General features: G+C 73.1%; 12 protein-coding genes. 7 read left to right on the top strand and 5 right to left on the bottom strand.

Annotated features, from left to right (window positions below):
* The first annotated feature begins 55 nt into the window (after window positions 1–55).
* A complete protein-coding gene (locus tag ACZ4V1_RS14315; RefSeq protein WP_468334439.1) occupies window positions 56–994 on the top strand; it encodes a cation diffusion facilitator family transporter in 939 nt (312 codons plus the stop codon).
* A 311-nt stretch (window positions 995–1,305) separates the two neighbouring features.
* Entirely contained in the window at window positions 1,306–1,899 is a 594-nt protein-coding gene (gene idi, locus ACZ4V1_RS14310; protein WP_468334436.1) for an isopentenyl-diphosphate Delta-isomerase, read from the top strand.
* Between the two features lie 87 nt (window positions 1,900–1,986).
* On the opposite strand, the gene ACZ4V1_RS14305 is transcribed toward idi, so the two are convergent.
* Window positions 1,987–2,439 (bottom strand): ATP-binding protein, encoded by a 453-nt coding sequence (locus ACZ4V1_RS14305; protein WP_468334843.1) that lies wholly within the window; start codon window positions 2,437–2,439, stop codon window positions 1,987–1,989.
* A 204-nt stretch (window positions 2,440–2,643) separates the two neighbouring features.
* Between ACZ4V1_RS14305 and ACZ4V1_RS14300 the strand changes: the two genes are divergently transcribed.
* Window positions 2,644–3,411, top strand: a complete 768-nt coding sequence (locus ACZ4V1_RS14300; protein WP_468334433.1) for an enoyl-CoA hydratase/isomerase family protein — start codon at window positions 2,644–2,646, stop codon at window positions 3,409–3,411.
* Here ACZ4V1_RS14300 and ACZ4V1_RS14295 read toward each other — a convergent pair.
* Both ACZ4V1_RS14295 and ACZ4V1_RS14290 read right to left on the bottom strand, forming a co-directional pair.
* Complete coding sequence (locus ACZ4V1_RS14295) at window positions 3,398–4,033, bottom strand: DJ-1/PfpI family protein (protein WP_468334430.1); 636 nt, start codon at window positions 4,031–4,033, stop codon at window positions 3,398–3,400. The two genes, ACZ4V1_RS14300 and ACZ4V1_RS14295, sit on opposite strands and share 14 nt — an antisense overlap.
* 58 nt (window positions 4,034–4,091) lie before the next feature.
* Window positions 4,092–5,051: a GlxA family transcriptional regulator gene (locus tag ACZ4V1_RS14290; protein ID WP_468334427.1), complete on the bottom strand. Its 960-nt coding sequence runs from the start codon at window positions 5,049–5,051 to the stop codon at window positions 4,092–4,094.
* 180 nt (window positions 5,052–5,231) lie between these two features.
* On the opposite strand from ACZ4V1_RS14290, the gene ACZ4V1_RS14285 reads away from it, so the two are divergent.
* The 3 genes from ACZ4V1_RS14285 to ACZ4V1_RS14275 all read left to right on the top strand — a co-directional run bounded on the left by ACZ4V1_RS14285 (window position 5,232) and on the right by ACZ4V1_RS14275 (window position 8,815).
* Complete coding sequence (locus tag ACZ4V1_RS14285) at window positions 5,232–6,101, top strand: SCO6745 family protein (protein ID WP_468334424.1); 870 nt, start codon at window positions 5,232–5,234, stop codon at window positions 6,099–6,101.
* Between the two features lie 94 nt (window positions 6,102–6,195).
* Window positions 6,196–6,327 carry an LPFR motif small protein gene (locus ACZ4V1_RS14280; protein WP_274595154.1) on the top strand — a complete coding sequence of 44 codons (132 nt, stop codon included), beginning with the start codon at window positions 6,196–6,198 and terminating at the stop codon, window positions 6,325–6,327.
* A gap of 115 nt (window positions 6,328–6,442) precedes the next feature.
* Entirely contained in the window at window positions 6,443–8,815 is a 2,373-nt protein-coding gene (locus tag ACZ4V1_RS14275; protein ID WP_468334421.1) for a Tex family protein, read from the top strand.
* Window positions 8,816–8,965: 150 nt separating this feature from the next.
* On the opposite strand, the gene ACZ4V1_RS14270 is transcribed toward ACZ4V1_RS14275, so the two are convergent.
* A complete protein-coding gene (locus tag ACZ4V1_RS14270; RefSeq protein WP_468334418.1) occupies window positions 8,966–10,606 on the bottom strand; it encodes an ABC-F family ATP-binding cassette domain-containing protein in 1,641 nt (546 codons plus the stop codon).
* 35 nt (window positions 10,607–10,641) lie between these two features.
* On the bottom strand, window positions 10,642–11,679 hold the full coding sequence (locus ACZ4V1_RS14265; protein ID WP_468334415.1) for an oxidoreductase: 1,038 nt from the start codon (window positions 11,677–11,679) through the stop codon (window positions 10,642–10,644).
* A gap of 66 nt (window positions 11,680–11,745) precedes the next feature.
* Between ACZ4V1_RS14265 and ACZ4V1_RS14260 the strand changes: the two genes are divergently transcribed.
* On the top strand, window positions 11,746–12,699 hold the full coding sequence (locus tag ACZ4V1_RS14260; RefSeq protein ID WP_468334413.1) for an FAD-dependent oxidoreductase: 954 nt from the start codon (window positions 11,746–11,748) through the stop codon (window positions 12,697–12,699).
* Window positions 12,700–12,753: the final 54 nt, after the last annotated feature.

Genomic DNA, 12,753 nt, shown 5'->3' with positions numbered 1-12,753 from the left:
ACTGTGATCCGGACGCCGGACGCCGGACGCCAGACGCACAGGGAGGCTGCTTCTCATGGGGGCTGGGCACGATCACGGGCACGCGCACGGGGCCCGGGCCGGGGGGACGGCGACGGCCGCGTACCGCGGCAGACTGCGGGCGGCGCTGACGATCACGCTCTTCGTCATGGTCGTCGAGATCGTCGGCGGCGTGCTCGCCGACTCGCTCGCGCTGATCGCCGACGCCGCGCACATGGCGACGGACGCCCTGGGTCTCGGCATGGCGCTGCTGGCCATCCACTTCTCGAACCGGCCGCCGAGCGACCGGCGCACGTTCGGTTTCGCCCGCGCCGAGATCCTCGCCGCCCTGGCCAACTGCCTGTTGCTGCTCGGGGTCGGCGGTTACGTCCTGTACGAGGCGATCGAGCGGTTCATCACACCCGCCGGCACCGCGGGCGGGCTGACCGTCGTCTTCGGCGCGATCGGCCTGGTGGCGAACATGGTGTCGCTGTCCCTGCTGATGCGCGGACAGAAGGAGAGCCTGAACGTGCGGGGCGCCTTCCTGGAGGTGGCGGCGGACGCGCTGGGCTCCCTGGCGGTGATCGTCTCGGCACTCGTGATCCTGGCCACCGGCTGGCAGCCGGCCGACCCGATCGCGTCGCTGGTCATCGGCCTGATGATCGTGCCGCGCACCTGGCGGCTGCTGCGCGAGACCCTGGACGTGCTGCTGGAGGCGGCGCCCAAGGGCGTGGACATCGCCGAGGTGCGCGCCCACATACTGGCGCTGGACGGGGTCGAGGACGTCCACGACCTGCACGCCTGGACGATCACCTCGGGCATGCCGGTGCTGTCGGCGCACGTGGTGGTGAGCGGCGAGGTGCTGAGCGCGATCGGCCACGAGAAGATGCTGCACGAGTTGCAGGGCTGCCTCGGCGACCACTTCGACGTGGAGCACTGCACCTTCCAGCTGGAGCCCAGCGGCCACGCGGAGCACGAGGCGAGGCTGTGCCACTGACGCCGGACGGCAGCGGTGATGCGCGGTGGGGGCGTGCGGGTGCCGGAACGCGCTGCGGAGTGCGGCCGTCCGCCGCTTGTTCACCTCCTGCCCCGGTCCTGTCTCCCGCGGCACTCCTCCCGGTCACGCCGTGGGCGGTTCCCGTTCCGCGACGCCGGGCACGATGATCAACCGGGCCCTTCCTCGGCGTCCGACCGGTGACGACCGCCGCCCGCGCCACCGCGCGGGACATGCGGGAGCGCCGGGAAGTGCCGGGAGTGCCGGTTTCGTACGGCACACTTGGGGCGCGAGGACCGATGTGAAGGATGGGTATGCCGATCACTCCTGCCACCGCGACGCACAGTTCGTCGAACGGCACCGCAGACGCGATTTTGCTGGAACTGGTCGACGAGAACGGCGTGACGATCGGCACCGCGGAGAAGCTCTCCGCGCACCAGCCGCCGGGGCGGCTGCACCGGGCCTTCTCCGTGTTCCTCTTCGACGAGCGGGGCCGGCTGCTGCTCCAGCAGCGGGCGCTGGGCAAGTACCACTCCCCCGGCGTGTGGTCCAACACCTGCTGCGGTCATCCCTACCCCGGTGAGGCGCCCTTCGCGGCGGCGGCCCGGCGGACGTACGAGGAGCTGGGCGTCTCCCCGTCGCTGCTCGCCGAGGCGGGCACGGTGCGCTACAACCACCCCGACCCGGCCTCCGGGCTGGTCGAGCAGGAGTACAACCACCTCTTCGTCGGCCTCGTGCAGGCGACGCCGCGGCCCGACCCGGAGGAAGTGGCCGAGACCGCCTTCGTGTCCCCGGCCGAGCTGACCGAGCGGCACGGCGAGGACACGTTCTCCGCGTGGTTCATGACGGTGCTGGACGCGGCCCGGCCCGCCGTCCGCGAGCTGACGGGCCCGTCCGCCGGCTGGTGAGCCCCTTCGCCCGGCCGGTGAGCCCGTCCGCCCGGCCGGTGAGCCCCTTCGCCCGGCCGGTGAGCCCCTCCGCCGGGCTGTTTCCGCCTACCGCAGGGCGTGCTTGAGCGGCAGGGCGGCCCAGATCACTTTGCCGCCGCTCGCCGTGTGGGCGATGTCGCACGCCCCGCCCGCCTCCCGGGTGATCTCCCGCACCAGGAGCAGCCCGCGCCCGCCCGTCTGACCGTGGTCGGCCTCCAGGGCGGTCGGGCGGTAGGGGTGGCTGTCCTCCACGGACACCCGCACCCACTCGGGCCCGACGGCGACCTCCACGGCGAGCACCGGCGACAGCACCGCCGCGTGCCGGACGGCGTTCGTGACCAGCTCCGAGACGATCAGGAGCAGGCCCTCGGCCACATCGTCGGAGACCGGCACGCCCTGGCGCCCCAGCAGGTCCCGCACGGCGTGCCGCGCCTGCGGGACCGACGCGTCCACGGCGGGGGCGGTGAACCGCCACACGCCTTCGTACGGGAGCGGCTGCGCGGGCCCGGTCTCGTCCATCGTCCGGTCGCCACCCTCGGGCTCGATTGTCACCACACCCTGAGTGTTGGTAACGCGCAGCTCCACTCCGGAGAACTGAACACAAGTCAGCAGGTATCGAACACTTTTGATCGTTGGCGTATGGCACGGTCAGTTGAGGGACCGTTCCTGTCCCGCCCACACCGTCCGTGTGGACCCAAGAGATCGGCGGATAACATCCGGCCCATGGAGCCCCAGCTGCTGCACCGGGTCGCCGACTCGGTCGCCACCGTCGCCATCCACCATCCGGCCAAGCGCAACGCCATGACGGCGGCGATGTGGCGGGCGCTGCCCGAACTGCTCGACGCCCTGGCGGGCGATCCGGCGGTGCGCGCGCTGGTGCTCACCGGCGAGGGGGCGACGTTCTGCGCCGGGGCCGACATCGCGACCCTGCGGGAGTCGGCGGAGGAGGCGCAAGGGCTCGCCGTACGCGCCGAGGAGGCTCTCGCGGCCTTCCCCAAGCCGACGCTGGCGGCGGTCCGCGGTCACTGCGTGGGCGGCGGGGCGCAGTTGGCCGCCGCCTGTGACCTGCGGTTCGCCGAGGACTCGGCGCTGTTCGGGGTGACGCCGGCCAAGCTGGGGGTGGTCTATCCGGCGTCGTCGACCCGGCGGCTGGTGTCGCTGACGGGGCCGGCCACCGCGAAGTACCTGCTGTTCTCCGGGGAGTTGATCGACGCCGGGCGGGCGCTGCGCACCGGTCTGGTCGACGAGGTGCTCCCGGAGGGCGAACTCGGCAAACGGGTCACGGAGTTCACCCGCGTACTGGCGTCGCGCTCGCAGCTGACGCAGGCCGCGGCGAAGGAGTTCGCACAGGGCCGCACGGACCGCGACGCGTACTGGACCGACCAGGCGCGCGGCAGCGGCGACACCGCGGAGGGGGTCGCCGCCTTCCTCGAGCGCAGGCAGCCGCGTTTCGGCTGGAGCGCGCCGGGGAGCGCGTCTACGTCAGGTTGAACCGGTTCCCGCCGTGGAACTCCTCGACGAGGTGCGCCGGCGCCTTCTGCGGGGAACCCGCGTCGTAGGGCGGCTGCGGGTCGTACTCCAGGAGCAGCTGGACCGCCTGTGCGTGCTCGTCGCCGGCGACCCGGCCGACCAGGGTGAGGCCCATGTCGAGGCCGGAGGAGACGCCGGCCGCGGTGACGTACTTGCCGTCGGTGACCACCCGCTCCCCGGTCGGCTCGACGCCGAACTGCTTGAGGAGGTCCAGAGCCAGCCAGTGCGAGGTCGCGCGGCGGCCGGTCAGCAGCCCGGCGGCGGCGAGCAGCAGGGAGCCGGAGCAGACCGAGGTGGTCCAGGCGCTGGTGGCGTCGGCTGCCCGCAGCCAGTCCAGCAGCGTCTCGTTGTCCATCTGAGCGTCCTGGCCGGGGCCGCCCGGCACGACGACGACGTCCGGGCTCGGCACGTCCGCCAGGGCCCGGTCGGCGGTGAGCGCCAGGCTCCCCGTGTCGTTGCGGACCGGGCCGGGCCGCTCGGCGACGAAGACGGTGTCCGCCCCCGGAACGCGGCTCAGGGTCTCGTACGGGCCCACGGCGTCGAGGGAGGTGAAGCGGTCGAAGAGAACGATGGCGATCTGCACGTGTGTCCTTTCCAGGTCATTCAGGTCATCCAGGTCATTCGGCGAGCGGGGCGCGCGCTCAGTGGGCGGGCGCGGGCCGGAAACGGCGGCGGTACTCGGCAGGTGAGGTTCCCAGCGCCTTGACGAAGGCGCGGCGCATGGCCTCCGGTGTGCCGTAGCCACTGGCGCGGGAGACCTCCTCGACGCCGTCGCCGGTGTCCTCGAGCAGTCGGCGGGCGTGTTCCAGACGGACCCGGTCGACGTACCGGCCGGGTGTCGTGCCGGTCTCCGCCTGGAAGGCACGGGCGAAGTGGCGCGGCGAGAGGCGGGCGCGGGCGGCGAGGGACTCGACGCCCAGATCTGCGCCGGGGTGCTCGGTGATCCACCGCTGGAGCTCCCGCAGAGGCTCGCGCCGTGCGGTCTGGGCGGCGAGCTGGGCGCTGAACTGCGCCTGGTTGCCGGGCCGGCGCAGGAACACGACGAGGTGGCGGGCGACGGTCAGGGCGGCGTCCCGGTCCAGGTCCTCCTCCACCAGGGCGAGGGCGAGATCGATGCCGGAGGTGACGCCGGCGGACGTGGCGACGTGGCCGTCGCGGACGTAGATCGGATCCGGGTCGACGTCCACGGCGGGGTGGTCGCGGGCGAGCCGGTCGGAATAGGCCCAGTGGGTGGTGGCGCGACGGCCGTCCAGGAGCCCCGCCCTGGCGAGCAGGACCGCCCCGGTACAGACGGAGACCAGGCGCCGGGCGCGCGGACCGTTGTCGCGCAGCCACTCGATCAGGCGCCGGTCGGGGCTGCGGGTGCCCCGGCCGCCGGGGACGATCAGGGTGTCCGGGTCCGGCTTGGCGGTGAGGGCCTGGTCCGGCACGACGGTCAGTCCGCTGGACGTGCGCACGGGTGCGCCGTCCAGCGAGGCCGTGCGGATGCGGTACGTCCCCGGTGTGTGGGTCTCGGCGCCCGCGAAGACCTCCACCGGGCCGGTGACATCGAGGCTCTGGACGCCGTCGAAGAGGACGACGAGGACGGTTCGCTGCGCCATGCCGTCGATTCTTCGCCCGGCCGCCGACGGCCGCAATGACGAGTTCCCCACCTTTCCTGCCATCGTCCCGTTCCCCGCCACCCTCCCGCGTACTCCGCGCGCCCGCGGAGTACGTCTGGAGGAAATCCGGGAGATCCGGACACCTGGAGGACGTACTGAGCGGTTGGTAATGTGCGTGGCATGACCACTGCCGCCATCGACGCCCGCGCCGGCCGCCGCTGCCACAACGCGCTCAACTCGCTGCACTCGACGCACTACTTCTCGCCCGACCTGGGCCGGGAACTGGGCGAACTCGGGGTCACCGACCCCCGGGCCGTCAACTTCGCGGTGCGCGCCGCCGCGCTGGGGCCGGTCGGAGCCGGGGCCGTGACGGCGGCGTTCTTCAACTACAAGCACGACCTGGTCGCCCGGCACGTGCCCGCGGTGTGGGAGACGGTCACTCCGGAACGGGTCCTGGCGGCACGCGCGCGTGCCGTCGACGCGACACTGCGCCGCCTGCTCGGCGAGGAGACCCTCACGTCCGCGCAGATGTCGGAGGCGGCCGGTCTGGCGCTGCGCGCCGCCGAGGGCTGCTCCCGCGGCGCCCGCCCGCTGTACTCCGCCCACGCGGACCTGCCCGTGCCCGACGCGCCTCACCTGGCCTTCTGGCACGCGGCGACCCTGTTGCGGGAGCACCGGGGCGACGGCCACCTCACCGCGCTGGTGACCGCGGGCCTCGACGGACTGGAGGCGCTGGTGACGCACACGGCGACCGGCAAGGGCATGGCACCGAAGTGGATCTTCACCACCCGCGGCTGGACCCAGGAGGAGTGGGACACCGCGACGGACCGGCTGCGCGACCGTGGCCTGCTCGACGGCACCGGTGAGCTGACCGAGCGGGGCGCGGCACTGCGCGACGAGATCGAACGGGAGACGGACCGGCTGGACGCGGCCCCCTACGCGCACCTCGGCGCCGAGGGCGTGGCGCGTCTGACGGAGCTCGGCACGTCCTTCGCCCGTACGGCGCTGGGCGCCGGCGCCTTCCCGGCGGACCTGCTCGGCAAGCGCTGACCAGGTCCCGCCCCGCCGACGGGCATGTCCGGCCGATCCGGAGGTACCCGTAGAGCTCCCGGCCGGAGGGGCCGGGAGAGGAAAGGGGCTTCTTGTGTTCCGTGCCATCGCAGACGTACTGCGCCAGATCGGTGGGGCCATCGCCACCGTCGTGACGCTTCCCTTCCGGGCCCTGGCCCGCCTTTTCGGCGGGGCCTCGTCCTCGACCCGCGGCCGCCGGGTCTGACACCGCGTCCGGTGCGGCGCGTTCCCGACCGGCCCGGCTGGTGCCCTGATCCCCGATTGTCGGCACCACCTGCCACAATTGCCGCGCAACCTCTGTGAGAAGGCGGTACGGGATCGTGACGACACCCGGGCCCAACGCGTCCATCGACGTGAGGTCCATCGAGAGCAGGATCGCCGAGGAGCTCGGCGTACGGGAGCGGCAGGTGAAGGCCGCGGTGGAGCTGCTCGACGGCGGCTCGACGGTGCCCTTCATCGCCCGCTACCGCAAGGAAGCGACCGAGATGCTCGACGATGCGCAGCTGCGCACCCTCGAGGAGCGGCTGCGCTATCTGCGGGAGCTGGAGGAACGGCGTACGGCGATCCTCGACTCGGTGCGCGAGCAGGGCAAGCTCACCGAGGAGCTCGAGGCGCGCATCCGCACGGCGGAGACCAAGGCGCGCCTGGAGGACGTCTACCTGCCGTACAAGCCGAAGCGGCGCACCAAGGCGCAGATCGCGCGTGAGGCGGGTCTGGAGCCGCTGGCCGAGGGCCTGCTCGGCGACCCGACGGTGGACCCGCTCGCCGCGGCCTTGGCGTTCGTCGACGCCGGCAAGGGCGTGGCGGACCCCCAGGCCGCCCTGGACGGAGCGCGGTCGATCCTCACGGAGAAGTTCTCGGAGGACGCCGACCTGATCGGCGAGCTGCGTGAGCGGATGTGGGTGCGCGGGCGGCTCGCAGCCAAGGTGAAGGAGGGCAAGGAGGAGGCCGGCGCCAAGTTCGCCGACTACTTCGACTTCGCCGAGCCGTTCACCGAGCTGCCCTCGCACCGGATCCTCGCGATGCTGCGCGGCGAGAAGGAGGACGTGCTCGACCTCGTCCTGGAGCCCGAGGAGGCCACCGACGGCCCGTCGTCGTACGAGGGGATCGTCGCCGGCCGGTTCGGGATCGCGGACCGCGGCCGGCCCGGCGACAAGTGGCTCACGGACACGGTCCGCTGGGCCTGGCGCACCCGGCTCCTGGTCCACCTCGGCATCGACCTCAGACTGCGGCTGCGCACGGCCGCCGAGGACGAGGCGGTGAACGTCTTCGCCGCCAACCTCCGCGACCTGCTGCTGGCCGCCCCGGCGGGTACCCGCTCGACGCTCGGCCTGGACCCCGGCTTCCGCACGGGAGTGAAGGTCGCCGTGGTCGACGCGACCGGCAAGGTCGTCGCCACGGACGTGATCCACCCGCACGTCCCCGCCAACCGGTGGGACGAGGCGATCGCCAAGCTGGCGCGGCTGGCCAAGGAGCACGCGGTCGAACTGATCGCCATCGGCAACGGCACGGCGTCCCGCGAGACCGACAAGCTCGCCGGGGAACTGATCACCAGGCACCCGGAGTTGCAGCTCACCAAGGTGATGGTGTCCGAGGCCGGTGCCTCCGTGTACTCGGCCTCCGCCTTCGCCTCCCAGGAGCTGCCGGACATGGACGTCTCGCTGCGCGGCGCGGTGTCGATCGCCCGGCGGCTCCAGGATCCGCTCGCCGAGCTGGTGAAGATCGACCCGAAGTCGATCGGCGTCGGCCAGTACCAGCACGACCTGTCCGAGGTGAAGCTGTCGCGCTCGCTGGACGCGGTGGTCGAGGACTGTGTCAACGGCGTGGGCGTGGACGTCAACACCGCGTCGGCGCCGCTGCTCGCGCGCGTGTCCGGTGTGACCTCCGGGCTCGCCGAGAACATCGTGGCGCACCGGGACGCCAACGGGCCGTTCACGTCGCGGACCGAGCTGAAGAAGGTGTCGCGGCTCGGTCCCAAGGCGTACGAGCAGTGCGCGGGCTTCCTGCGGATCCGGGGCGGCAGCGACCCGCTGGACGCCTCCAGCGTGCACCCCGAGGCCTACCCGGTGGTGCGCCGGATGGTGAAGACCGCCCAGCAGGACGTGGCCGGCCTGATCGGCAACACCTCCGTACTGCGGTCACTGCGGCCGACGGAGTTCGTGGACGAGACGTTCGGTCTGCCGACGGTCACCGACATCATCAGGGAGCTCGAGAAGCCCGGGCGCGACCCGCGGCCCGCGTTCAGGACGGCCACCTTCAAGGAGGGCGTGGAGAAGATCTCCGACCTGTCCTCCGGGATGGTGCTGGAGGGTGTCGTGACGAATGTCGCGGCCTTCGGGGCCTTCGTGGACGTCGGTGTGCACCAGGACGGACTGGTGCATGTGTCGGCCATGTCGAAGACCTTCGTGAAGGATCCGCGGGACGTGGTGAAGCCCGGGGACATCGTGAAGGTGAAGGTGATGGACGTCGACATTCCGCGGAAGCGGATTTCCCTGACGTTGCGGTTGGACGACGAGGCCGCCCCTTCCCAGGGCGCGCAGGGGGAGCAGAAGCGGGAGCGCGGGGGGAAGCCGCCCAGGCAGCGGCAGCAGCGGCAGGCCTCCGGCGGTGGCGGCAAGGGGCGGTCGTCGTCGGCCCCCGCCCCGTCCAACGGGGCGATGGCGGACGCGTTGCGGCGGGCCGGGCTGGCGTAGGCGCGCGGTGCCGTAGCCGGGGAGGTGCGCGGTGCCGTAGCGGGGGGGGTGCGGTGCCGTAGCCGGGGAGGTGCGCGGCCAGGCGCTTGCGGGGTGCCGCCCGCGCCCCACCCGTGCCGCCTTTGGCGGCATGACGGCCCGCGGCTGGTTCTAGCGCTCCCTTACCTTGCCGTCCGTGACGTCCAGGCGCCTCGTCACTCTGACCGCGTCCAGCATGCGGCGGTCGTGGGTGATCAGGAGCAGCGTGCCCTGGTAGGAGTCCAGGGCCGCCTCCAGTTGCTCGATGGCCGGAAGGTCGAGGTGGTTGGTCGGCTCGTCCAGGATCAGCAGGTTGACGCCTCTGCCCTGGAGGAGGGCCAGGGCAGCCCTCGTGCGCTCGCCGGGTGAGAGGGTCGACGCCGGGCGCATGACGTGGTCCGCCTTGAGGGCGAACTTGGCCAGGAGGGTGCGGATCTCGGCCGGTTCCGTGTCCGGCGTGGCCGAGCGGAAGGCGTCGAGCAGGGACTCGGGGCCGTAGAACAGCTTGCGGGCCTGGTCCACCTCGCCGAGCAGGACGCCGGAACCGAGCGCCGCGTGTCCGGCGTCGAGCGGAAGTCGGCCCAGGAGGGCGGCGAGCAGCGTGGACTTGCCCGCGCCGTTCGCTCCCGTCACCGCCACCCGGTCCGCCCAGTCGATCTGGAGCGAGACGGGGCCGAGGACGAAGTCGCCGCGCCGGACCTCGGCGTCGCGCAGGGTCGCGACCACGGCACCCGAGCGCGGCGCCGAGGCGATATCCATGTGCAGGTCCCACTCCTTGCGCGGCTCCTCGACGACGTCCAGGCGTTCGATCATGCGCTGGGTCTGGCGGGCCTTGGCGGCCTGCTTCTCGCTGGCCTCGCTGCGGAACTTGCGGCCGATCTTGTCGTTGTCGTTGCCCGCCTTGCGCCGGGCGTTCTTGACGCCCTTGTCCATCCAGGTGCGCTGCATCTGGGCCCGGTCCTGGAGGGAGGACCGTTTGTCGGCGTACTCCTCGTACTCGTCGCGGGCGTGCCGGCGGGCCACCTCGCGTTCCTCCAGGTAGGCCTCGTAGCCCCCGCCGTAGAGGTTGATCTGCCGCTGGGCGAGGTCGAGTTCGAGGACCTTGGTGACGGTGCGGGTGAGGAACTCCCGGTCGTGGCTGACGACCACGGTGCCGGCGCGCAGACCGGTCACGAAGCGTTCGAGGCGCTCCAGGCCGTCCAGGTCGAGGTCGTTGGTCGGCTCGTCGAGCAGGAAGACGTCGTAGCGGGACAGGAGGAGGGAGGCGAGGCCGGCGCGCGCGGCCTGGCCACCCGACAGCGACGTCATCGGCTGGTCCAGGCCGACGGTCAGGCCCAGCGCGTCGGCGGTCTCCGCGGCGCGGTCGTCGAGGTCGGCGCCGCCCAGGGCGAGCCAGCGCTCCAGACTGGTCGCGTAGGCGTCGTCGGCGCCGGGAGCGCCGTCGACCAGCGCCTGGGTGGCCTCGTCCATGGTGCGCTGGGCCTCGGTGACGCCGGTGCGGCGGGCCAGGAACGCGCGGACGGTCTCGCCGGGCCGTCGCTCCGGCTCCTGCGGGAGGTGGCCGACGGTCGCGGTGGGCGGGGACAGGCGCAGCTCGCCCTGTTCCGGGGTGGTCAGCCCGGCGAGCATCCGCAGGAGGGTGGACTTGCCCGCGCCGTTGGCTCCGACGAGTCCGATCACGTCGCCGGGCGCGACGACGAGGTCGAGCCCGGTGAACAGGGAGCGGTCGCCGTGGCCGGCGGCGAGGTTCTTGGCGACGAGGGTGGCAGTCATCAGACCGTCGATCCTAGCCGCGGTCCGGCACCCGCTCAGCCGGGTTCTCCCCGCGTCACGGCCGTCACCAGCACGCTTCCCGGCGTGCGCGCCACCACGAAGGACCGCCCCCTCACGGTGCTCGCGTCCAGGTCGATGCGGTGGCCGCCCGGCTCCAGCACGCCGTCGAAGACCTCCCGGGTGTGGGTGCGATGGAGGCGGTCGAGCCGGTACGCGGTGAGCCGTACCCGGCAGGGCGAGGTGACCTCGACGTCCGCCGCGGTACCGGTCACCGTGAGGCTGGTCAGCCGGCGCAAACCCGCCGGGCCGCGGTCCAGGGCGTGTTCGATCTGTGCGACGAGCAGCGGGACGATCGGGGCGAGTCCGTGGACGTGGGCCACGTCCACCCCGGCGTCGGTGAAGGCGCGGCGCACGGCCGACCGCTCCTCCTCGGCGACCGCGCGGCCGAAGGCGACGGCGCCGTAGGCCCGCAGTTCGTCGGCCGGCACGCCGGCGGCGTCGTGGGTGATGTCGGCGCCGATGCCGATGGTGCGCAGCGCGGCGGCGAGCCTGGCGAGCAGGGCGACGCGGGCGCCGACCAGCAGGACCCGGCGGCGGGTGTGCGCCGTGCCGTCGCCGTCGAGCAGGGCGGCGAGGGCGGCACGGTACTCGGCGCCGGAAAAGCGGTACGGGCCGATGCCGTGGTAGCCGTTGAACTCCAGGTCCGCCTGTTCGCCGGTCTGCCAGGCGAAGTCCCGCCAGACGAAGTCCTCGCCGTCCCGGAGGATCACGGCGGTCACCGCGCCGCAGGCCAGGTTCTCGCACTCGGGGCAGCCGTAGATGACGTACCGGCCGCCGGGCAGGGGTGCGTCGGTCTCCAGGAGCAGGCCGCGGACCTGCGCGGTGAAGATCGCGGGCGGTACGTCGGCGGCCAGCGGGGAGACGGCGTCCAGGTCACAGAGGCGGAACAGCAGGGGTCGTCCGTCGACGACGAAGTCCACGAAGTCGCGGTGGACCTGGTAGTCGCCGTCGGCGCGGACGCCACCGGCGCGCATCGCCGGGGCCAGACCGAAGGTCGCGTACTCGGCAGCCATGCGGTGAGTATTCCCTCGCCGGGACCGCTCTGAGCGCGGCATGGGGCATTCCGCTAACGTCCTGGTGTGGAAACCGAACTGGATGGCGAAGTCATCGTGGTCGGCGGCGGGGTGATCGGGCTGACGACGGCCGTCGCGCTCGCCGAGCGCGGCAGGCGGGTGCGGCTGTGGACGCGGGAGCCCGCCGAGCGGACCACCTCGGTGGTCGCCGGTGGGCTCTGGTGGCCGTACCGCATCGAGCCGGTGGCGCTGGCGCAGGCGTGGGCGCTGCGTTCCCTGGAGGTGTACGAGGATCTGGCGGCGCGGCCCGGGGAGACCGGCGTACGCATGGTCGAAGGGGTGCTCGGCGAGACCGGCCTGGACGAGGTGGGTTCGTGGGCGGCCGCCCGGCTGCCGGGCCTGCGCGCGGCGACCGCCGCCGAGTACGCCGGGTCGGGACTGTGGGCGCGGCTGCCGCTCATCGACATGTCGGCTCATCTGCCGTGGCTGCGGGCCCGGCTGGTGGCGGCGGGCGGCACGGTGGAGACGCGGGCGGTGGCCGGTCTGGCCGAGGCCGACGCTCCGGTCGTCGTCAACTGCACGGGACTGGGCGCCCGGGAACTGGTCCCGGACGCGGCCGTGCGTCCGGTGCGCGGGCAACTGGTCGTCGTGGAGAACCCCGGCATCCGGACCTGGCTGGTCTCCACGGACCCCGTCTCCGGAGAGGTGACGTACTTCCTCCCGCAGCCCGGCCGCCTGCTCCTGGGCGGCACGGCCGAGGAGGACGTCTGGTCGGCGGAGCCGGACCCGGCGGTCGCGGAGGCGATCGTACGGAGGTGCGCGGCGGTGCGGCCCGAGATCGCCGGAGCGCGGGTGCTCGGGCATCTGGTGGGGCTGCGGCCGGCGCGGGACGCGGTACGGCTGGAGCGCGAGCCGCTGCCGGACGGGCGGCTGCTGGTGCACAACTACGGGCACGGCGGCGCGGGCGTCACCGTGGCCTGGGGCTGCGCGCGGGAGGCGGCCGAACTCGCCTCCCGCTGACCACGGCCCGCGTGGCACGGCGGGAAGGGGCCGGCACGCGGGTGCGTGCCGGCC

It is taken from the genome of Streptomyces sp. NPDC028991, assembly GCF_055564775.1.
This window is presented reverse-complemented; position numbering and strand designations above follow the sequence as displayed.

Excerpts from the sequence above, each read along its gene's own strand:
- ACZ4V1_RS14300 (WP_468334433.1), top strand. The coding sequence starts at position 2,644 with ATGGAGCCCCAGCTGCTGCACCGGGTCGCCGACTCGGTCGCCACCGTC.
- ACZ4V1_RS14265 (WP_468334415.1), bottom strand. The coding sequence starts at position 11,679 with ATGGCTGCCGAGTACGCGACCTTCGGTCTGGCCCCGGCGATGCGCGCC.
- ACZ4V1_RS14285 (WP_468334424.1), top strand. The coding sequence starts at position 5,232 with ATGACCACTGCCGCCATCGACGCCCGCGCCGGCCGCCGCTGCCACAAC.
- ACZ4V1_RS14315 (WP_468334439.1), top strand. The coding sequence starts at position 56 with ATGGGGGCTGGGCACGATCACGGGCACGCGCACGGGGCCCGGGCCGGG.
- ACZ4V1_RS14305 (WP_468334843.1), bottom strand. The coding sequence starts at position 2,439 with ATGGACGAGACCGGGCCCGCGCAGCCGCTCCCGTACGAAGGCGTGTGG.
- idi (WP_468334436.1), top strand. The coding sequence starts at position 1,306 with ATGCCGATCACTCCTGCCACCGCGACGCACAGTTCGTCGAACGGCACC.
- ACZ4V1_RS14290 (WP_468334427.1), bottom strand. The coding sequence starts at position 5,051 with ATGGCGCAGCGAACCGTCCTCGTCGTCCTCTTCGACGGCGTCCAGAGC.
- ACZ4V1_RS14270 (WP_468334418.1), bottom strand. The coding sequence starts at position 10,606 with ATGACTGCCACCCTCGTCGCCAAGAACCTCGCCGCCGGCCACGGCGAC.